The sequence below is a fragment of the Pseudomonas sp. CCC4.1 genome, from assembly GCF_035019225.1.
GTDB lineage: Bacteria > Pseudomonadota > Gammaproteobacteria > Pseudomonadales > Pseudomonadaceae > Aquipseudomonas > Aquipseudomonas bubulae.
Genome location: NZ_JASJWL010000016.1, coordinates 15332 through 37493, shown reverse-complemented (window position 1 = coordinate 37493; position 22162 = coordinate 15332). Strand labels below are relative to the sequence as shown.

16 protein-coding genes are annotated in these 22162 nt (G+C 57.9%); 6 read left to right on the top strand and 10 right to left on the bottom strand.

The annotated features are described in order from the left end of the window. The first annotated feature begins 28 nt into the window (after positions 1-28). Both QN377_RS09160 and QN377_RS09155 read left to right on the top strand, forming a co-directional pair. On the top strand, positions 29-1687 hold the full coding sequence (locus QN377_RS09160) for a nitrite/sulfite reductase (RefSeq protein ID WP_322212978.1): 1659 nt from the start codon (positions 29-31) through the stop codon (positions 1685-1687). Continuing rightward, positions 1671-2165 carry a DUF934 domain-containing protein gene (locus tag QN377_RS09155; protein WP_095000404.1) on the top strand — a complete coding sequence of 165 codons (495 nt, stop codon included), beginning with the start codon at positions 1671-1673 and terminating at the stop codon, positions 2163-2165. Before QN377_RS09160 ends, QN377_RS09155 begins: the two co-directional genes overlap by 17 nt. Positions 2166-2220: 55 nt before the next feature. Here QN377_RS09155 and QN377_RS09150 read toward each other — a convergent pair whose 3' ends face one another. After that, positions 2221-7317, bottom strand: coding sequence for an NEL-type E3 ubiquitin ligase domain-containing protein (locus tag QN377_RS09150; RefSeq protein WP_323567621.1), 5097 nt, complete (start codon positions 7315-7317; stop codon positions 2221-2223). Between the two features lie 179 nt (positions 7318-7496). Next, positions 7497-8516, bottom strand: coding sequence for a protease SohB (sohB, locus tag QN377_RS09145; RefSeq protein WP_095000406.1), 1020 nt, complete (start codon positions 8514-8516; stop codon positions 7497-7499). A gap of 207 nt (positions 8517-8723) precedes the next feature. Here sohB and QN377_RS09140 point away from each other — a divergent pair, with 207 nt between their 5' ends. The 4 genes from QN377_RS09140 to QN377_RS09125 all read left to right on the top strand — a co-directional run bounded on the left by QN377_RS09140 (position 8724) and on the right by QN377_RS09125 (position 11866). Continuing rightward, positions 8724-9434: a histidine phosphatase family protein gene (locus QN377_RS09140; protein ID WP_095018032.1), complete on the top strand. Its 711-nt coding sequence runs from the start codon at positions 8724-8726 to the stop codon at positions 9432-9434. A 57-nt stretch (positions 9435-9491) separates the two neighbouring features. After that, a complete protein-coding gene (locus tag QN377_RS09135) occupies positions 9492-9806 on the top strand; it encodes an SCP2 sterol-binding domain-containing protein (protein ID WP_095000408.1) in 315 nt (104 codons plus the stop codon). 201 nt (positions 9807-10007) lie between these two features. Then, positions 10008-11075 (top strand): phosphotransferase family protein, encoded by a 1068-nt coding sequence (locus QN377_RS09130; RefSeq protein WP_095018033.1) that lies wholly within the window; start codon positions 10008-10010, stop codon positions 11073-11075. Positions 11076-11098: 23 nt separating this feature from the next. After that, positions 11099-11866, top strand: coding sequence for an SDR family oxidoreductase (locus tag QN377_RS09125; protein WP_095018034.1), 768 nt, complete (start codon positions 11099-11101; stop codon positions 11864-11866). 140 nt (positions 11867-12006) lie between these two features. On the opposite strand, the gene QN377_RS09120 is transcribed toward QN377_RS09125, so the two are convergent. From QN377_RS09120 to QN377_RS09085, 8 genes are all read right to left on the bottom strand, one after another. Further along, positions 12007-14979 (bottom strand): RHS repeat-associated core domain-containing protein, encoded by a 2973-nt coding sequence (locus QN377_RS09120; RefSeq protein WP_322212983.1) that lies wholly within the window; start codon positions 14977-14979, stop codon positions 12007-12009. Positions 14980-15099: 120 nt separating this feature from the next. Then, on the bottom strand, positions 15100-16206 hold the full coding sequence (locus tag QN377_RS09115; protein WP_095018036.1) for an NAD(P)H-dependent flavin oxidoreductase: 1107 nt from the start codon (positions 16204-16206) through the stop codon (positions 15100-15102). Next, positions 16203-17108 carry an enoyl-CoA hydratase gene (locus tag QN377_RS09110; RefSeq protein WP_095000413.1) on the bottom strand — a complete coding sequence of 302 codons (906 nt, stop codon included), beginning with the start codon at positions 17106-17108 and terminating at the stop codon, positions 16203-16205. The genes QN377_RS09115 and QN377_RS09110 overlap by 4 nt, the downstream gene beginning before the upstream one ends. Before the next feature lie 15 nt (positions 17109-17123). After that, positions 17124-17921: a CoA-transferase subunit beta gene (locus tag QN377_RS09105; protein ID WP_095018037.1), complete on the bottom strand. Its 798-nt coding sequence runs from the start codon at positions 17919-17921 to the stop codon at positions 17124-17126. 11 nt (positions 17922-17932) lie between these two features. Further along, a complete protein-coding gene (locus tag QN377_RS09100) occupies positions 17933-18808 on the bottom strand; it encodes a CoA transferase subunit A (RefSeq protein WP_095000415.1) in 876 nt (291 codons plus the stop codon). A gap of 10 nt (positions 18809-18818) precedes the next feature. Further along, complete coding sequence (locus QN377_RS09095; protein ID WP_095018038.1) at positions 18819-19709, bottom strand: VOC family protein; 891 nt, start codon at positions 19707-19709, stop codon at positions 18819-18821. Between the two features lie 202 nt (positions 19710-19911). After that, positions 19912-20850, bottom strand: a complete 939-nt coding sequence (locus QN377_RS09090) for an OB-fold domain-containing protein (RefSeq protein ID WP_095020036.1) — start codon at positions 20848-20850, stop codon at positions 19912-19914. Between the two features lie 5 nt (positions 20851-20855). Beyond that, complete coding sequence (locus QN377_RS09085; RefSeq protein ID WP_095000418.1) at positions 20856-22067, bottom strand: thiolase family protein; 1212 nt, start codon at positions 22065-22067, stop codon at positions 20856-20858. Positions 22068-22162 lie beyond the last annotated feature (95 nt).

Sequence of the window (22162 nt, the reverse complement as noted above, 5' to 3'; positions counted from 1 at the left end):
CTGTTAGCAGCCTGAGAACAGGACCTATATGTACGTATATGACGAGTACGATCAGCAGATCATCGAGGACCGCGTCAAGCAGTTCCGGGATCAGACCCGACGCTATCTGGCAGGTGAGCTGAGCGAAGAAGAGTTCCGCCCCCTGCGCCTGCAAAATGGCCTTTATGTTCAACGCTTTGCCCCAATGCTGCGGGTCGCTGTGCCTTATGGCCAGTTGACTTCGCGTCAGGCGCGAATGATGGCCAAAATCGCTCGTGACTATGACAAGGGCTATGCCCACATCAGTACCCGCCAGAACGTGCAATTCAACTGGGCTGCGCTGGAAGACATCCCGGACATCCTGGAAGAACTGGCCACCGTGCAGATGCACGCCATTCAGACCAGCGGCAACTGCCTGCGCAACGTCACCACCGACCAGTTCGCCGGTGTTGCGGCGGATGAACTGATCGATTCGCGCCCTTGGTGCGAAATCGTGCGTCAGTGGACGACTTTCCACCCGGAATTCGCCTACCTGCCACGCAAATTCAAAATTGCAATCAACGGTTCGACATCTGACCGTGCAGCCATTGAAGTGCATGACATCGGCCTGGAGCCGGTGCTCAACGACGCCGGCGAAGTGGGCTTCCGTGTACTGGTAGGTGGCGGCCTGGGCCGTACCCCGGTAATCGGTGCCTTCATCAATGAGTTCTTGCCGTGGCAAGACCTGTTGAGCTACCTCGAGGCCATCCTGCGTGTCTACAACCGCTATGGCCGTCGTGACAACAAGTACAAGGCGCGGATCAAGATTCTGGTCAAGGCGCTGACGCCTGAAGTGTTCGCCGAGCGTGTTGAGGCCGAAATGGTTCACTTGCGCGGCGGTTCGAACACCCTGACCGAAGCCGAAGTGCAGCGTATCGCCAAGCACTTCGTCGATCCTGACTACAAAGCCCTGCCCGACTTCGGCGCCGAACTGGCCGAACTCGACAAGCAGCACCCGGGTTTTGCCCGTTGGCGCGTACGCAACACGTTGGCCCACAAAAAACCGGGCTATGTCGCCGTTACTTTGTCGCTCAAACCTACAGGTGTAGCCCCGGGCGATGTGACCGACAAGCAGTGGGATGCCATCGCCGACATGGCCGACCGTTACAGCTTTGGCCAACTGCGTACTTCCCACGAGCAGAACATTATCCTGGCCGATGTCGAAGAGAGCCAGCTGTTCACCATGTGGGGCGAGTTGCGCGAAAATGGGTTCGCCACGCCCAACATCGGTTTGCTGACCGACATGATCTGCTGCCCTGGTGGTGACTTCTGCTCCCTGGCCAACGCCAAGTCGATCCCGATTGCCGAATCGATCCAGCGCCGCTTTGAAAACCTGGACTACCTGTTCGATATTGGCGAACTGGACCTGAACATTTCCGGTTGCATGAACGCCTGTGGTCACCACCACGTCGGGCATATCGGTATTCTCGGCGTAGATAAAAAAGGCGCCGAGTTCTATCAGGTATCCCTGGGTGGCAGTGCCAGCCGTGATGCCAGTCTCGGCAAGATTCTGGGCCCGTCCTTTGCCCAGGACGCCATGCCGGATGTGATTGAAAAGCTGATCGACGTCTATGTTGAAAAACGTACCGAAGACGAACGTTTTATCGATACCTACCAGCGTATCGGCATTGACCCTTTCAAGGAGCGCGTCTATGCAGCGAATAATTAAGAACAACCAGGTCATCGATGAAACCTGGCACTTGCTGCCCAAGGAAACCAGCTTTGACGAAATCTCCAATTGCGACGACCTGATCGTGCCTTTGGTGATGTGGCGCGAACACGGCCACGCACTCAAGGCCCGCGACGGCGGCCTGGGCGTGTGGCTGGACAGCGACGAAGAAGCTGAAGAGCTGGGCGAGGACGTGGCGAACTTTCAGGTTATTGCCCTGAACTTCCCGGCTTTCACTGATGGCCGCAGTTATTCCAACGCCCGTTTGCTGCGTGACCGCTATGGTTATAAAGGCGAACTTCGCGCCATTGGCGATGTTCTGCGCGACCAGTTGTTCTATCTGCATCGCTGTGGCTTTGACGCATTCGCCATCCGTGCCGATAAAGACCCTTACGAAGCGCTGGAAGGCCTCAAGGACTTCTCGGTGACCTACCAGTCTTCAACCGACGAGCCGATGCCGCTGTTCCGTCGTCGCTGATGCTGTGGCTGGCCCTGGTTACCCAGGGCCAGCGCCTGCATAACCCTGCGCAGGGTCAAGATTGCTCCTGCTCGAAAGGGTGTTTTTCAACTTCTTCACGGGTCAACTGGCTGATCAGTTCTTGCCTGGCCAGCAAACGACTTTCCCCTACAGCTTGGGTTTTCGACACATACTCCTGACTGGACAGCCTCTCCCTAGCCAGGTAAAGCCCCTGCATGCGTTCATGCAGCGGTGAGTCAACCGACTGAAAATGCTCGGGGTATTTCTTCTCCAGAAAGCGCTCCCAGAACCCCTGCTTTTCAATGTAAGCAATCCTCGCTTGCGCTGTATCCTCAGTCAAAACATACAGCTTGGCGGCTTCAAGCTGCTCGAGCGTGACATTGGCGACTCTTTCAAAAATCATGCTCTTGGGCCGCGCCGGCAAGCCAAGGTCAGCAGCCAGTTTGACCTGATAAAACATCTGTATCTCCAGCGGATCAACCTTTGCAATTCGCGCCTGCAAATCAGCCGGGCTGAGCCTCTGCGCCAGACGCAGCGCTTGTGCCGAACCCAAACGATAGGCCACACCCTGTTGTTCCTCCGCCGTCATGTTCGCCAAGGGCTCAGATGCAAAATCCGGGCTGACCTCATCGATCAAGCCCTGCAATTGGCGCACGTACTCTGATTGCTCGGCATGGACTGCAGCAATTCGCGCCTCAACAACCCCCTGTACATGTTTATCCAGCAGTTCGATCCGCAGAAGTCCTTGTGCCAGTTGCAGCAGCTCTGCTTCGGCATTGACCGAGCTTTGCGCAATAAAGATCCGGTAACGAAGTTCAAGATCCGAAAAAATCATCGGAATCCCATCGGCGCAGGTATTGGGATTGGCTGAAACCTCAAACAGCTGGTTACGTAATTCGCTGAAATCGTGCATGGCATTGAGAACTTGCCAGACCCGTTGGCTTAAACTTTCACGTCCATGCAAATACTGGGAGGACGCACTGAGGTCTTCCAGCACGCGAAAAAAATCACTCGACCCGGCGATATCCCTCAAGCTGTTCCATACACGCGTCTCTGAGAACGTTGGCCGGGACGCCCAGTGAAAGATGCCGCGTACCTGGTCAACATGCCGACGTCGCGGAGCAATACCAAAACTGATGCCGTACTCTCGCCGATAATTCTCAAGGCGGCGTAACGAGTCGGCACTCAAAGGATTGTCATGCAGGTGAGTAACACTATTGATCGCTGTTCTGCCAGGTGACAAAACCTCCAGTGGAATGCGACTAATATTGTTGTCACGCATATCCAGGGTCTGCAGGTGGCTGAGCGACTCAACCCCTTCAGGCCAAGTCAGCAGACCACTGTAGCGTAGATACAAACGCTCAAGGTCAACCATGCGAGTCACCGAAATACGCCTGCCCAAGGGATTTCCCGTTAAATTCAAAGATTTCAACCGGGTCAGTCCCGCCAGAGCCGAAGCGGTTCGCCCGCTCAATACAATATGATTGTCCTGCAAGTTCAAGTTGACCAATTCGGACATACCGGCAATTTCCACGGGCAACTCACTGAGCTGGTTACTTTTCAGGGACAGGATGCGTAAGTTGGGAAACTTTTCCAAAAATGAACCGGGAAACTTTCCATTGGGTGAGTTGCTCAAGTGCAGTGCACTGACATGGGAAAAATCTGCCGATATCTCAGGCAAGCAATCAACTGGCCAACTATTGAGGTTCAGCACATATCCGGTGTGCTCACCCACGCTCACGGTTGCGGTCTGTCGGCGCCAGACATGGAGCAAAGCCTGGCTGATTGCACGCTTGTCCTGGGTCGTCACCAGTACCCGCGGGCCATTGCGCCGCTGACTCCAGACCGGCGAGTCCACCCAGCGCTCAAGATCGCTACGCAAGGTTTGAAGTTCGGCCTTGAACCTGGCCAGTACCCGGGTTTTCAACGCAGGTGAAAGTTCAAGATGGTATAAAAACTGGCTGACCGTTTCCTCACTCATCAACGGAAAAAGATCCATCACAAGATCCTTTATCACCAATGGCCTGCTCGCTTGCGCGGCATGGCCTGAGCGACCGCTGAGCCTGTAGCCTGCCCGCCCATCGGCCAGGCGCATGGGCGATTTGAACCAGGGTTTAACCTGCTGCATCCCCAGCGCATTGGCACTTTGCGCGCGATGACCGGCCGCATGGGATGCAATTTTCCAGCTTAAAAACACCCCCGGGTCAGTGTCGGGAAGCCCAAGTGACATACGCGCGGAAGACGGCAAGGCTTTGGCCACACATCTGCAAAGATAAGGGCTGCTGTATATATCATCTGTCGCGAGGCCCAAAAAATGGTACTCGCCCGCGCTTTTAAAAATCTCCTGGCTGTATCTGGACAACGGATTACCTACGGAGCTCAGTACTTGACCTGTGGCTCTGTCGCGCAATACCAAGCGCTGACTGGTCGGCCAATCAGGCAAGTGGGTAAGGGTTTGCCATGCCAATGTATTGCTATCAACGTTACTTAGAGCCTCGAAATAGAGTCCCTCCAGTGCCCGGTTCAAACGCAATACCTGCGTGTAGCTGCGCGCCTCTTCCAGAATATGCAGCGGCAGGCGCCCGGTGCTCTGCACTGTTGCCATTTCGGCCGGGGCAAGTTGATCCATCAACTCGCCCATCACACTTGCCGGCAAACTCGGAAACTGTTTTTGCAACAGCTCCATCCGGGCTGTCACCACCTCGCCCCGTTTATACAGATGCGAGAACAGGTCAGACTTTGTAGCTTGGGCAAAGCGACCCAACTGGCGCGCCAATGCCTGTTCCTGTTGCTCAAGGCTATCGACAGATTGCCCCAACAAAACCTCGATTTGCGCCGAGGAGAAAGACTCCAGCGTGGTCTTGAGCAATTCTGCGTTCTTGATCTGGGCTTCGGTAACTTGCAGGCGGGGATGCGAAGACTCCACTTCAGGCCCGTACTCCATGACCATGGACCCGCGCATGTTCACCACGCGTAAAACTCTGTCCGCAGGCCAGCCCTCAAGACGAGTCAACAGCTCCAGTTGCAATTGCGCAGTATCGGTAGACACTTTGCCCCCCTGCTGCATTTGTACGATGAAGCGTTCGATCATTTGACTCAACTGCACGCGCCTCATGCTGTCTGCCAACGCAGGAGGTGGCGGCAGGTTATCCATGTGCAGCCTGCGCAACGCATCATCACTGGTATTGGATGCAGCCAGCACACGCTCGACCATAGCGTCCGATAACCCTTGGGCCGCAGGGCCCAACCGACGGAACAACTGCATACGCGACATTTGTATCGGATCATCGAGTTCATGCACCCACGCACCGCTGCCGTTATGCCTGACGCGTGGTGTGTAGGTGTACGGCTCGGTTGGGTGCTGGATATGACACCTTTGTGTCGCAGTATCGATTTTGACCTGATACACCTTGTCTTCCAGCTTGATAAACTGCTTGTTACCCATGCTATAGAGCCCTCGCGCATCGGGCTCGGCATCACCCAGCGCAAGGTTTGGGTATTGGTAGGGCCTGAGATCCGGCCGCCACAATCGTTTTTGACCTTTAACTGACGTGACTGCAACCAGTGCATCCACGACCGGCGATGGCCTGAGTGCTTTTGCCGCTGCAGTGCTGCTGGCAGCCAGCGCAAAATTCTCGGCAACATCGAACAAGTACTCCAGCGCGGCGGCCCGGTCTCCCCGCTGCCACGCCTTGATACCGTCATACACCTCAACCCCCAGTTGCATGACACTGGTTACCAGCAAGATCTCACCCAGAACCGGGACAAAACCCAACGCAACCATCAACAAGCTCACCCCCAGATTCAAGAAAGAGGCCTGACGTGCCAAACGACTTTTAGAGTCTTCATCTTCCGTGGGGACGATCAGCAACCTGGCATCATCTTTAATCTTGGCCAGCTGCAGCCCCCAGGCAATCAAAAATGGATCGTCAAACTTGGGCAGATGCCGGGTTTCGGACATCAATGCAGGTTCATTGATGATCGGTGGGCGGCGTAACAACAACGAATCCCAGGTTATATTTTTCAAGTCCGTGCGCCGCATAAACTCGGCGCGGTAACGCAAGGGAACCAAGTGAAAGAAATACGTGGCAAAGACGCTATTTTTTAACCACTCGCGCAGCGTCGCCTTTAATAAATCAAACGACTCGAATTCGTGAAACGCCGTGCCGGAACTGTTCGGCAAATAAAGTATGCAGGGCTGCGCCTCTTCGGCCGGTTTTCTCTGCGGCCAAAAAACAATAACTCCGGGAACCTCAAAGCCCATGATTTGAAGCGTGCTATGACCTGAGTGAATATACGAAAAGAGAGCACCCGGCGGAATCAAAAAATTCAATATATAGTTATATGATTGTGTCGTGACCTCCGCCTTCATATAGGCCACATGCAAGGCGCAGGCAAATTCCTGGCGCAGATTCTGCACAAATACAGCTTGCAACTTATACGCCTTTGAATTGGCATTGTCGGCAGGCCAATTATCATCCGCCGGTTCAAACACACGCGTCAAATGCCATTGATATTGCATGCCCAGGTTCAGGTCACGGCAGATCTGCGCAAAACCTTCGGGCTTTAATTCGGCCTGTTCAATCTGCTGCGTACCTCTGAGTGCATAAATGCACGACCCCTGGTCGAAGCCGCCTTCAACAGCCTCAAAAGCCTCATAGTTCTGCAACGCTGCCTGCAGCAGGCTGTGATGACTGACGCTCGATACCAGGTTCAGCTCCAATGACTCAGGTGTGAACTTCTCGGGCAAGGCAAGCTGGATCAGAGAATCAACTAGCCTGAATTGTTGCCGAGCAAAAAACAGCAACAGATTACTCAACAAGCGAACCTGTTTTATGCCATACCTCTTGGGGTCAGCATCTGTCCAGCCACGTGCCTTCAGCGCCTCCTTGAGCAACGGCTCGGCGAACGACTCTATCGGCTTGATTTGGGCCAGCACGCGCGCGACCTCGCGCTGAGCCATTTGCCCTAATTTGAAACTGTTAAGTAATCTTTCGCGCAACATCGGCGACGCATATTTAAACCAAGGTGCAAGCAACCCCGCAATATAGGTTTCGTGCTGGTTTTCAACCGGCACATTCGCCAATCGACGGGCATAGTCGACAACGGATCGTTCAGACTCTGATAACGGATAACTAATAGCATCGGTCATGGTAAAGGCTCGATAGGGATTCGTGCCTTCAGCTTATAGACAACACTAAAAAATAGTCGGCTGAATACTTGATAAAGAATCAGGTTATTTATTAAAAAACATGTTTTAAACGATAATTAACTACCGCACCAGACACAGACGCAGGCGCTGTTGTAAAACTTACAACAGCGCCTGACTAATCACCAGAAACGTGATTGGGTCAAACGACTCCACAATGAGTCAACAACATGTTCCGCCGAACTGCTGGCAGCCAGCCCCACACGCTCCTGCAAACTTTTGCGCTGGGCATAGTGCAGGTGATACAGCTGTGCATTCGCGGCCCGCTCGGACAAATACTCATCGCTGGTTTTCAATTCGTCGACCAGCTGTTTATCGACCGCAGCAACGCCCAGCCACACTTCGCCGGTCGCCACTTCATCAATCGCCAGCTGCGGGCGGTACTTGGACACGAAGTTCTTGAACAGCTGATGGGTGATATCCAGGTCCTGCTGGAACTTTTCACGACCTTTTTCAGTGTTTTCGCCAAATACCGTAAGCGTTCGCTTGTACTCGCCCGCCGTCAGCACTTCATAATCAATGTCGTGCTTTTTGAGCAGGCGATTGACGTTGGGCAACTGCGCCACCACACCGATGGAACCCAGAATTGCAAACGGTGCACTGATAATCTTCTGGCCGATACAAGCCATCATGTAGCCACCGCTGGCAGCAACTTTATCGATGCAGATCGTCAGCGGAATGCCTGCCTGACGGATACGTGCCAATTGCGACGACGCAAGGCCATAGCTGTGCACCATGCCACCACCACTTTCCAGACGCAGCACCACTTCGTCAGTCGGCCTGGCCAGGGTCAGCAAGGCAGTAATTTCATGGCGCAGGCTTTCTGTCGCCGAAGCCTTGATATCACCGTGAAAATCCAGCACGAAGACATTTGCCTTGGTTTCTGGCTGTTTTTTCAGTTTTTTGTCGGCCTTGGCAGTCTGCTTGCGCAGTGCCTTGAACTGGTCTTTGGACAGCAGCGATTGCTCCAGGCGTTCACGCAGGCCCTTGTAGAAATCATTGAGCTTGGTGACCTGCAATTGCCCGGTAGAACGGCGCCCTTTGCCACGCAATGCAGCAACAGTCACCAGCACCACCACAATGGCGACCACCAGAGTCACGGTTTTAGCCAGAAAACTGGCGTACTCGGCAAGAAATTCCACAGCCTCTCCTTGAAAACGATTGCAGCCCGAGGGTCAGGGCCGCGCAATGGCAACCAGCATACCGACGCCAACCGGGGCCTGCCAGCCGTGAAACACCTTGATCAGGGGCATTGGCAGCAATTCAAACAAGCGTATGTTTTTTCATTGACAGCCACTTGCCATCCTCCTAACCTCGCCTGACTTTCAGTGCTCAGGAATGACGCGCACGTGGGCAGCATCTATTTGATCAGACATGGCCAGGCCTCCTTTGGTGCAGATGACTACGACAAGTTGTCACCACTGGGCGTGCACCAGGCGCAAATTGCCGGTCAGCATCTGGCCGAACTGAATTTGCGCTTTGACCGTTGCCTGGCCGGTGATCTGACACGTCAGCAAGACACCGCACGCCATGCCCTGGCACAACTGCACGCCGCCGGGCTGCCCGCCCCTACACTGGAAACAGACGCTGCCTTCAACGAATTCGATGCTTACGCCATCCTTGATGCCCTGCTTCCCGGCTTGCTGCCGGACGAGCCAGAGGCCCTGACGGCGATGAACAATGCCGCCCACAATCCGGCCGAGTTCCAGCGCATTTTCGAACTGATCATCGAGCGCTGGCTCAGTGGCACTTACGATACCCCTGGACTGGAAACCTGGCTGGGCTTTGTCGAACGGGTCCAGCGCGGACTGAACAGCCTGCTCGACCTTGCCAAGGGCCAGCAGAACATTGTCGTGTTCACTTCTGCAGGCACCATTACGGCCCTGGTCCACATACTGACCCGAATTCCGGCCACCGATGCCTTCAAGCTCGGCTGGCAAATCGTCAATACCTCGCTCAGCCAGCTCAAGTTCCATGGCCGCGAGGTCACCCTGGCTTCCTTCAACAGTCATGTGCATTTGCAACTGTTGAAGACGCCGTCACTCATCACCTATCGTTGAGCGTCGGCAACCGTGGCCTTCGGGCCGCCGTACTCCACCCTATATAAGGATCGAACCATGACTTCTGTAGCTGATGCCGTTCAAGCAATGAAAGCCAAATTCAACCCAGCCGCTGCTGCAGGCCTGGACCTGGTTTTTGGTTTCCGCATCGATGAAGATAAACACTTCTCGCTGATCGTTAAAGACAGCACTTGTGAACTCAAAGAAGGTGAAAACCCTGACGCCCAGGTCACCCTGGTGATGGACGGCGAGACCCTGGAAGGCATCGTTAGCGGCGAAACCGATGGCATGCAGGCATTTATGGGCGGCAAACTGCGCGCTGAAGGCGACATGATGCTGGCCATGAAACTGAGCGAACTGTTCCCGGCCTAAGCCACACGCAGCACCGAAAACCGAAGCCCACGCGCTTCGGTTTTTTTTGCCCTGCGGTTTATTGAGGCAGTGGCCATCAAAGACGCTGATCCCCTGCTAACAGCCCTGCCTATTAAGGCAGCAGCCGACTTGTCGAGACCCGGGCCTCCCATTAGATTAGCGAATGTTGTCAGGCCTCAACTATAAACAGAAGAGATAAACATGGCGCTTACCGACTCGTCCACCCGCATCCGCACCGGCGAAGAACTCGACGCCAGCCGCATTGACCCTTACCTCAAGGCAAATATTCCTGGCCTTGTGGGGGAACCTGCGATCAGCCAGTTCCCCGGCGGCGCCTCGAACCTGACTTACCTGATTGAATACCCGGGTCGAGAGCTGGTGCTGCGCCGCCCGCCCTTTGGCCAAAAGGCCAAATCGGCGCACGACATGGGCCGCGAGTTTCGCATCCTCAATCAGCTCAAGGACGCCTTCCCCTACTGCCCCAGGGCCTACGCCCACTGCTCCGACGAAAGTCTGATCGGCTCCGGGTTCTATGTCATGGAACGGGTCAGGGGCATTATCCTGCGCTCGGATCTGCCGCAGGAACTGGCATTGGGCGCCGACGCCACCCGAACCCTGTGCAAGAGCTTTATCGACAAACTGGTCGAGTTGCATCGCGTTGACTACAACGCCTGCGGCCTGGCCGATCTGGGTAAGCCGCAAGGCTACGTGCAGCGCCAGATCAGCGGCTGGAGCGAGCGCTACGAAAAGGCCCTGACCCCGGATGCACCCCATTGGCACGCAGTAAAAGACTGGCTGCACGCCAAAATGCCAGCCGACTACCCGACCCCGGCTATCGTTCACAACGACTACCGCTTTGATAACGTGATCCTCGATCCCGCTAACCCGATGCAGATCATCGGCGTGCTGGACTGGGAGCTGACTACGCTAGGTGATCCGCTGATGGACCTGGGCAACACCCTCGCCTACTGGATCGAGGCGGATGACCCGGCACCGGTGCAACTGATGCGGCGCCAGCCGAGCAACGCTCCGGGTATGTTGACCCGCCGCGAATTTGTGGATTACTACGCCGAGCGTTCCGGGATTCAGATAGACAACTACGATTTCTACTACACCTACGGCCTGTTTCGTCTGGCGGGTATCGTTCAACAGATCTACTACCGCTACTACCACGGCCAGACCGCAGACAAACGTTTTGCCCAGTTCATACAAATGAACGCTCTGCTGGAGCAGATGAGCCTCAACGTCATTCGCCGCTCCAGCCTCTAAGCCCCAGATAACAGGGAATCAACATGTCCAGGACTCAACTGTTCGACCTTGATGGCAAAATCGCTTTTGTTTCCGGTGCCAGCCGCGGCATCGGTGAAGCCATTGCCAGGCTGCTGGCCCAACAAGGTGCCCACGTCATTGTCTCCAGCCGCAAACTCGAAGGCTGCCAGCCAGTGGCCGATGCAATCATCGCCGAGGGCGGCAAGGCCACTGCCATCGCCTGCCATATTGGCGAAATGGAACAGATCACTCAGACCTTTGCGCGCATACGCGCAGACTTTGGCCGCATCGATATTCTGGTCAACAACGCCGCGACCAATCCGCAGTTCTGCAACGTACTGGACACCGACCTTGGCGCTTTCCAGAAAACCGTCGATGTAAATATTCGCGGCTATTTCTTTATGTCCGTGGAGGCAGGGAAGCTGATGCGCGAGCACGGCGGCGGCAGCATCATTAACGTAGCCTCGATCAACGGCGTATCACCGGGAGTGTTCCAGGGTGTGTATTCGATGACCAAGGCAGCGGTGATCAATATGACCAAGGTGTTTGCCAAGGAATGTGCAGGGTTCGGCATTCGTTGCAATGCGTTACTACCGGGGCTGACCGACACCAAGTTTGCCTCGGCGCTGGTCAGCAACGACGCCATTCTCAAGACCGCCCTGCAACACATCCCGCTCAAACGCGTCGCCGCCCCCGGCGAGATGGCCGGGGCTGTGCTGTATCTGGCAAGCGATGCATCGAGCTACACCACGGGTATCTCGCTGAATGTAGATGGCGGATTTCTGTCCTGATGCCAAGCGCTGCCACGATGATCTGGCAAGCCTCAGACAGCGTGGGCAGCACAATGCCTGCGGTGCAGGCAGCGTGGCGTATCACACCAAACCGGAGCACTATCATCGCGAACAGGCCCGCCGCCGCAGGTTATCCATCATCAGTGCTTGACCGGTCTCCAACGCTTGAACAGGCTGTTGTAACCACTTCTGGCCGTTTGCAGCAAAAGCCCACGCACCTCGGTCAGTGCCGATACCGCCCCTTTGGCAGCCCCCACCCAGGCCCTGGCCCGTGAACTTTGCTGCGCTATCGGCGAACCTGTGACATACGCGGCGATGGCCTCGATCCCGACCCCGGCCCAGTAAACCCACGTCTGATTGAACATCCTGCTCATGCCTCCATGAAACGTGGCCATCCCTGGCGGGATCTGCAGCGTATTCACGTGACGATCCATCTGAGCAGATTGATGGCCTGCGCGAATGTAAGTACCCGCCGCCCCGTCATAAGCCTCGATCACAGGGGCTATATTCGGCTGCAGTGGCCCTGGCACAAACTGACCATAGACCGCGTTGGGAACAGTAGCCAGGCCATAGGCACCTGCGCTCATCATCGTTCGCATGACTCTGGAGCTTACCGGGGTCTGGCCCCAGGACACGCTGTCACCGTAACCTCTCAAGGTCTGCTGCAGGACTTCACGTGTAAGTGAGCGCACATGCCCCGCCAGCCTCACTCGAGCCACGGGATCCCAAACCTCATCAGAACCCGCCCCCTCGCTGGCACCTCGCATTTCAAAGCCCCTGTGCGTAACGTTTGCGGCAATAAAACCGATAAAGGGGCTCCAGTGAGTCAAGTTTGCAAAAAGCCCGGTACCCATGTGCATGACAGCCAGTGCATCAATGGCATTTACCGTACTTCGCAAGGCAACATTGAGCCCGTGAGTCGGTTGACGACCCTCAAACAGGGCCAGGTCGACCCCCACCCCGACAACATTACTGATCCAGGTTGCCAGCCCATCACGAATCGCGGCGGCACTCGAAGCCTGCCACCGCGACCTGATCTGCCTGGACAGCCCGGAGATGGCCGAGTGCAATCCGGCAAACCGGCCAATAGCCGCCTCCGAACTCAGCAGGCCCTGCTCGTCGACCCTGCCGACGGGATTGCCCAGCGCCATCGCGTACAGGTTCATGCCATCAATATCATCGCCCGGATCGGCGCTGATCCAGCGCGCCAGCCACGGTGCGTAATACCGCAAGCCGTAATAGTAAAGCCCGCTGGCATCGCGCTCCTTGCCCGAATAGCGAATAAATTTATAACGGGCTTCAAGGGTATTTTTCGTCGCCCACCAGGCAGTGGCTCCATAGGGGTAGTAGCTTTCCTGACTGAGTAACCGCCCAGAGCCATCCAGCTCCAGCATGCTGCAGCCCAGATGGTCCGAGAGGCTCAAACGCATGTGTTCGTTATCGATGCTTTCGGGGCGCCCCTTCTCCCACTGCAATATGCTCGCGCTATTGAGATCACCGACCACCATCAGCACATTCACCCATTCGCCCGTGGCGCTGTTGCGCCGGACTTCGAGACCGGGCAAGTAATACACCTCTTCACGACGGGGCTGACGATGGCCATGGGACTGTCTGATTTTAAGCGCCCTTGCCCCGCTGCTGTCGTAGACATAGGCCTCATCATCGTTGGCACCGTCCTGGCGTGTGACACGGGTAACTCGCTGCAATTGATTGCGCAGGGTCCAGCTCAGCCACTGCCCCGGTTCGAGTACCTGCTGGTTGCCATTCGCGTCAAAGCCGCTTGCCAGCCCGGGGCGGGCGGGCAGCCCCGACTTTTGTTCAAGGCCGTGATTGCTGTGGTCAGCCACGTTCATCTGTCGCGTATAGCCAGAACCGTGGCTGGGCATGTGTTGCAGCCGGGCAAGATTGCCGCCTGCATCGTAGGTATACGACTGACGGTAGTTACGCATACGCTGACCGTTGGCCGCACCCAGGCCCGCAGCAACGGGCAGCTGCGGGCCATTGAGATTGCTGGCGTTTTCACGGCCCGTGGCTTCTATCAGCTGGTAGAGCGAGTCGTAGGTATAAGTGCTCAATGCTTGCAGCCGGGTATTATCAGACCACAGCACAGGTTGCGCTGCATCACGGATATTCAGCACATTGCCAACCCGGTCATAGACATAGTTCAAGTCCTGCAAGGCTTCACCCGGATTACTGGTGCGCCATGTTTTCAGTTGCTGCAGGCGGTCATCCAACGGGCTGTAGGCCAGGGCACGCACTACCCCGTTGCCCGACCGTTCAACTTCTATCTGGCCGCTCGCGTTATAGGATCTTTGCTGCACCACACTGTGCTGGCGACCGCTGCCGAGATTGACCATCACCGCAGCCAGCAGACCGTCCACATCATGGCGCATACGCTGCCGATTGCCCTGGGCATCGATTTGCTCAACCAACTGGCCCACAGCATCACGGCGCCATTGAGTGCGCCAGCTTCGGGATTCAAGGTGCTGCTCACGCAACCCGGCCTGCGGCGACCAGTTGGGCGCTTGGGATGCGTCACGTACGAATCGCCGTGACTGACTCGTCACCTGCCCCAGCAGGTCATAGCCCTCAAACCACAGCGTGCCGGCAGGGTCGTCATGACGGATCAGCCGGGCGCAGACATTTTGGCGCGCATGCACAGCGCTGTTGTCGGCATAGGTCAGACGCTCGACACAATGCGCACCCTCAGTTCCGGCGCCCTGTTCGAATACGGCGCTCAGGCGCAGCAGTTCATCGTATTCCCAGATGCTGCGCGTACCCCGGGCATCCCAACTAAAGCGCAGTTGCCCGCCCGCTCCTGCCAGGCTGATACGCACGCCGCGGTCAACACTGTCGCTGCGCAGCAGGCGCCCCGACAGCGAAGATCGATTGCGCTGATTGGGCACCGTAGTCGGATTTTTACGGCGCAATGCCACCAGACGCGGATCCCACTGTTCGGTCAAAAAACCGCTGGGGCCAAACACCTGGCGGCTGATCCGCGCTTCAGGTTCCTGCGCCGCAGTGCGCCGATGACAGGCCACCGTGCAGATGGCCAGCCCGCGAGGGTCATAAGCGGTTAGCAAGGGAGTATGGCGATGCAAGGCTTGGGGCATAAATCAGCTTCCTGAACTGCACAATAATTAAAAAGTGTAGTGATCAGAATGCTTGCCCCACGGGCCAGAGCGGACAGGCTTTGTATCCAGATAAGTTAAATTACAGAATAGCCAGCCGTTTCAGATGGCTGCCGCTTCCCCCGCCTTACAGCGCGCTGCCTGATGACGTGCATTCACCGCTATCAGGCAGCGCTCGGCCTCTTGCACCATCTCGTCGATCAGGCTCTGGCAACTTTTCAGTTCGCCAATGGCAGCGGCCACCTGTCCGCTGGACAAAATCCCCTCATCCGGTACGCCATCCACCATCGAGCGCTGCAACAGCACCGGCTGATTGGCCGCCATCACCGTCTGCGACAGCGCCGCAGGGTCTTCTTTTATTGATTTGGCAAAAACACCGAGCATATGCCCAAGGCTCATGCCGGTGTATTGCTTCCAGTGCCAGGCACTGCCCAGGGCAATGCGCAGGCGGCCAAAGGCACCGGCTTTTTCCAGGCGATTGATAAAAGCGTTTTCGATCATGCGGTGGCGCATGCCATCCACTGCCGTCGTCACCCGAATCTGCTGTGGGTCGGTCACTTTCACGTAGCGCTCCAGCGTTGCGATCGGGGTGGGCGACTCCTGGGTCATCAGGAACCGCGTACCCATGGCCACCCCGGCCGCACCTGTGGCCAGCGCCCCGGCCAGCCCGCGCCCGGTGGAATAGCCCCCCGCGGCAATCACCGGCACCCGCACCGCATCCAGCACCTGCGGCAGTAAAATGGTGCTGGGCACGCCCCCGGTATGCCCGCCACCCTCGCCGCCCTGTACGGTGACCATGTCTGCGCCCAGTTCCACGGCCTTGAGTGCGTGTTTAAGCGCACCCACGGTGGGAATGCACAACACCCCGGCCTTTTTGAAACGCCCGATGGTCTGGCGGTCGGGGCCGCGGCCATAGCTGACGGCTCGCAGGCGGTACTTGATGGCCAGGTCCACGCACTGCGCGGCGTTTTCCTGGAACATATGGAAATTGAGGCCGAAATTACTCCCCCCCGTGGCCTCGATCACCCGCAGGATTTGGCCCTCCAGCTGATCCGCCGCAATGGTCGCTCCGGCCAGAAAACCGAAGGCCCCCGCACGGGTACTGGCGATCACCAGATTGGCGTCCGCTACCCAGCCCATCGCGGTTTGCACTATGGGGTAACGGCAGCCCAGGGCATCGGTCAATGCCGTTTGCAGATAGTCACTCATCCACGCTCTCCCGCAGCACTCTTGTTCGCTTCAATCATGGCCTTGGCGTCATAGCCGCCCAGCTTGTCCCCGGACAGCAGCTCGTTATGGCTATGGGCGAAGTGATGCCAGGCAAACACCGCGTCCATAGCCGTACGCTTGCCCTGCAAGTCCTCGACGTGATTGATCGCCTGCTTGGTCAGGGCCAGGCCCATGCGCGGCTGTTTGGCGATGGCCGCTGCCAGCGCATAGGTACCGGCCTCCAGCCCTTCGCGGGTAAACAGGCGATTAACCATGCCCATCTGGTAGGCGCGTTCGGCGCTCATACGATCGCCAGTAAACAGAAACTCCTTGGCAATGCGCGGGTTCAGTTCATAGGGGTGGGCAAAATACTCAACCCCCGGAATGCCCATGCGTACCACCGGGTCCTGAAAAAAAGCATCGTCACTGGCCACGATCAAATCACAGACCCAGGCCAGCATCAGCCCGCCGGCAATGCACGCCCCCTGCACCATGGCAATGGTCGGCTTGGGCAGTTCGCGCCAGCGCCGGCACATGCCCAGGTACACCTCTTGCTCGCGGGCATAGAGGTACTCGCCGCCCGGCTTGTTGGTGTGGTCCCACCACAGGCTGGCGCGCTCAAATTCCTTGTTGATATCGCGCCCCGGCGTGCCGATATCGTGCCCTGCGGAAAAATGCTTGCCATTGCCGCGCAGCACAATGACCTTCACCGCATCGTCATTGACGGCACGGCGCAAGGCGTCGTCCAGGGCGTAGGTCATCTGTGAGTTTTGCGCGTTATTGACGGTCGGCCGGTTCATGGTCAGCGTGGCGATACCATCGGCCACCCCATAAAGCACCGGGTCCTCGGTTTCATACACAGCGGTGTCAGCCCGCTGCACAAATTCGCTGTCGCTGCTCATATGAACTCCTGGCCATCAGGCCTGACGAATGCCGGGCGGGTTGCCCTTGAGCGCAGAGGCGCGATAGTCACGGGGATCGAGGCGGCGGATCAGCGCCAGTTGCTCCGGCGTCGGCGCCACGGTCTGCTTGAGGTCGGCGGCCTTGAGCAGCGGGAAGCCGGTTTTCTCCTGTACCTCTTCAAAGCTCACGCCCGGATGCAGGGAACGCACCTGCACGGCCCGGTCCGGTCCGCCGAAGTCCATCACACACAGGTCGGTGACGATCAGGCGGATGTCCATCAGGTCGCTGCGCATGCCCTCTTCCCAGCGCTCGGGCTTGAAGCCGACACCCGAGACCATGTCCACTTCCCCGGCGACAAACGCCCGGGTGTTGTGCGACGGCACGAAGAACGAGTTGATATGGTTGATGCTGTTGCCCGGCAAACCGCGCACCCCGAGCATTGCCACCTTGGGCTTTTGGTAGTCGCCAATGCACGACAGGTTGGTCTGGCCCCAGCGGTCGATCTGGGTCGGACCGATCATGGCGTGGCGACGCCCGCCCCACACGCACTCGAACACCCGCTCGAACGACAGATAGCCCGAATAACGCGGTACAAAATCTCCACGCGGCCCCAGGGGGATAGGCTCTTCCACCAGAAATGCCTCGCTGTCGGTCATCAACAGTTCCGGGCTATGGGTCAGTTTGGCCAGGCTCGCGCCCAGGCGCGGGATTACCCCCAAGCCCGAAGCAATCACTTCGCCGTTACCGCGCCAGGCTTCACAGGCGGCCACGATCAACAGTTCAGCCAGGGTAAATTCGCTAGTAGCAGTCATGTCCACACTCCTCAAAACACGGGCAGCGGCAAAGCGCTCAATCGATCGACCCCGCCATTGCTGGCCTGGTAGGCGCTTTCGCCCGGGGTCACAAACTCGGCTACATAACCTTCCCAGCCACCTTCTTCGGCAGCGCTGGCGCTGTAGCGTTTCAAGTGGCTAAGGTCCCAGCCGTAATCGGAGGGGCAGGCTGTTGGATGCGCACCAAAGGGTGCATGCACCACGCCGCTGACCAGATAACGTTCGAAGGTGTTGAAGCGGGCCTGGGCAGCATCCAGGTTCAAGCGCTCCTCGATCCGCTCACAGGAGACAAAGCACTGTTTGGCGGCACGGGCATACAAATGATCGAAATAAGGATCGGGGCCCGTTACCAGGGTATTGCCCAGGCGGTCGGCAACGTTGACGTGCAAAAAGGCGATATCCAGATTCAGCGCCGGCATGGCCAGCAACACCTCGCCATCAGCATAGGGCGACTGCACCTGCTTGATCCCGGGGTTCAGGCGGCTGACATCGGTGGCCAGGCCACAACGGGTCGGCAAGAACGGAAGACGCATGCCGGCGGCCCGCAGGCCCCATTGCAGCATGCCCTCGTCCAGTTCCATCAGCTCCAGTTCTCCGGCCTCGCGGGCCTTGCGAAAGTAGGCTTCGAGCGGGATGGCATCGAGGGTGGCAAAGCCGAAAATCAGTTTTTTGACCTTGCCGGCAGCGCAGAGCATGCCGACCTCGGGACCGCCATAGGCGACCACGGTAAGATCCTTGACGTCAGAACGCAGGATCTCGCGCACGATCGCCATGGGCTTGCGCCGCGGGCCCCAGCCGCCGAAGCCGATGGTCATGCCGTCGCGCAGTTGGCCGACCACGTCTGCCGCTGTCATTTGCTTGTTCATGTAGTGCTCCTTACGACTGTCCTGCAGAGAAGTCATGGCCCCACAGGCTTACCCGGGTGAATTCAAAAGCGCTGTGGTCCTGCCAATCCACCAGCAAGCCGCCATAGCCATACTCCAGGTCAAAACCTGAAGGGGTTTTCATATAGAAAGAGGTCATGCGGTCATTCAGATGCTGGCCGAGGGTGGCCGACAGCTGTACGTCATGCGCGATGCGCCGGTCATGGGCGCGGCCCACTTCAGTCATCGACTCGACCTCGACCATCACATGCACGCAGCCGGACGGCACCGGGTACTCGGCCAGGGCCAGGCTGTGGTGACGGCTGTTTTTGCAATGCAGAAAATGGATGCGGATCGGTGGTGCCGAAGGGTCGGGACGGAAGTTGAAAATATCCGACAGTTCAAAGCCCAGCACATCCTTGGCAAACGCCAGGGTGGCATCGAAATTTGGCGCGGGCAGTACGGTGTGGCCCAGGCCCATATCACCGGTGACAAAACCCGGCACTCCCTGGGGCGAGACAAAGGGCTGGCAATCGGAGCGATGGCCCCAGCTCAATTCATGGCGGTTACCTGAAGGGTCGGTGACGTGCAGCAGTGCTTGCACACCGCGCTGACCGCACTGTTCGGCGCTGCCCAGGCGCCAGTTGACGTCGGCCTGATCCAGCACTTCGATCGCGGCGTTGAAAGCCTTTTCGCCGGCCAGCTCCCAACCGGAAGCCAGATACCGCGACTCACCGCCCGGCACGATAAGCATGCGATACGGACGCTCATCCATCTTCACGTACAAGCCGCCGGCGGGTGCTTCGCTGACCATCATCCCGAGCACGTCTTCGGCGTAACGCTGCCATTGAACGGGATCTGCAGACTCTGCAACGAAGTAGCTCAAACCACGAATGTCGATCATGTGCCTGCTCCTCAATGCCTGTATTTATTGGCTTGGAGGAGTATGGGAAGGATGGGGGTGGGGTTCATCGTCCGTTGAGACTAAAGCGCTCGGGTGGGGCGCCTTAAACCGGTGGGAGCGGGCTTGCCCGCGATGCAGGCGGCGCGGTGTGTCATTAAAACCGCGTCGATAGCATCGCGGGCACGCCCGCTCCCACAGGGCATCACATATACAAAATCACCAGTTCATTGATCACCGACGGCCGCTCGCTGCCCAGCACATGGGTATTGAGTTCCAGGGTCAGCTGAGTACCGCTTCTGACCCGCTCTACCCGCTTGACCCGGGCCCGCGCATGGATGGTCGAGCCCGCCGGCACCGGTGCCGGGAAGCGCAGGCGATCCGAACCATAGTTGACCATATTGGTGAACCCGGTGATCTCATAACCCAGGTTGAGTTTCATCCGTGACTGCAGGATCTGCACCAGCGCACCGTGGGCGATGGTCCCGCCAAACGGGCTTTGCTTGCGCGCACGTTCCGGATCGGTGTGGATCCAGTAATCATCCCCGGATAACTGGGCAAAGCTGTCAATCAGGCCCTGATCGACCACCACCTGGTTGCTCCACGGGCTGAACTCGTCGCTGACCAGCGCCTGCAGGCCCTCTTCGTCATCCAGGGCAATCTGGCGCACTGGCACTGCGGTTTCTGGCACCGGTTGCTCAACCGTACGCAGCGTCTTCAACGCCTCGGCATCCTTGTCCAGCCCGGTAAAACGCAGCAGCCGGTTGCCCTTGGCATCGACCTCGGCAAATACCGGTTGCAGGCGCATGCCCACTTTCACTTCAGACTCGTCCAGCCCGACCAGATTGGTATTGATGCGCACACCCTGATCCAGCTCGACCACCGCCAGTATCTGCGGCATTTCATCGGCAAAGTCCGGCAGGGTCGCGATGCGGGTCACGGTAAAGCTGTACAGCGTCGCGCCACCACTGACTTCACGCCAGGTCAGGGCATGGGTAAAGCACGCCGGGCAGTGCCTGCGCGGGTAAAACACCCAGTGGCTGCATCGTTCACATTGCTGAATCAGCAGGCGCTCGGCCTTCAGGCCTTCCCAGAACGGTGCAGAAATCTCGGTCGGAACCGGCATTGGTTTGTTGTTCGACATCGGATTTATGCTCCCTGAAGTATCAATGCGCCCTGCTCACTCATCACCCCACCGGTGCCTGAGACATATACCGTGTCGCAGCGTTTGAGCTGGCGCTCGCCCGCTTCACCGGCAATTTGCGTCACCGCCTCGATCACCTGACTCATCCCCCCCGCCGCGCCGGCCTGGCCAAAGCTGAGCTGGCCGCCGTGGGTGTTCATCGGGAAATCGCCGCGCCAGGTCAGGTCGTGTTCACGGACAAAGTTCATGCCTTCGCCCTTGGCGCAAAAACCGGCGTCTTCCAGGGTCAGCAAGGCGGTGATGGTGTAGCAGTCGTAAATTTGTGCCGCATCCACATCGGCCGGTTTGAGCCCGGCCATTGCGAATGCGCGCTGCGAGGCAGGCCCGATAGGTGTGTGCAGCATGTCCTGGGCATAGGACGGCGACTTGAACGCCAGGTGCTCGCCGAAGCCGGTGATCCACGATGGCCGCTTGCGCGCCCGTGCTGCCACCTCTTTGGAGGCGATAATCATCGCGGCGCCACCGGCCACCGGCATGACGATTTCCAGTACATGCAGCGGGTCGGCAACTTTTTTACTGGCCAGCACTTGCTCGATGGTCAGCGGCTGGCCGTAAAACATCGCTTCTGGGTTGTACTGCGCATTGGTGCGCTGATCGACCGCGATTTTTGCCAGTGCCCGCGGGTCATAACCATATTGCGCGGCATAGCGCTGGGCGATCATCGCGTAGCCGGTGTTCTGGCCCATATGCCCATACGGCAAGTCGAACTCGGCTTCAGGTGCACCGAACGCTGTGCTGTGGCCGCCAAAGCGCATGGCCCGGGCCATCCAGCTGGCGTCTTCATCCGGGCCCATGGGCGCCATGCGTGCGGGCAGCACACACAGCACCGCCTGGCACAAACCCAGCTCAATCGCAGCGGCAGCGCGCCAGACCATGCCCACCGAGGTACAGCCGCCAAGGTCGACCACTTCGGCAAAATTCAGGCGCAAGCCCAGGTACTCGGCGGCCATGGCCGGGACGAACACTGAGGCTTCATGAAAATGCGGGCCATTGATCACCAGCCCATCGAGATCCGATGCCTGCAAGCCGGCATCCTGTAACGCCCGGGCCGCCAGGTCAGCCACTTGTTCCAGATGGAACATGCGCGGGGCCGTGGCGTATTTCTCCGGTTTGTACTGAGCGCTGCCAACAATGGCGGCATGACCTTTAAGACCCATGGTTTTCTCTCTTTAAAAGTGCAAATCAGGCCGTTCCGTGGGAGCGGGCTTGCTCGCGCTGGCACCGACGCGGTTCTGCTGCAAAACCTCAGTGC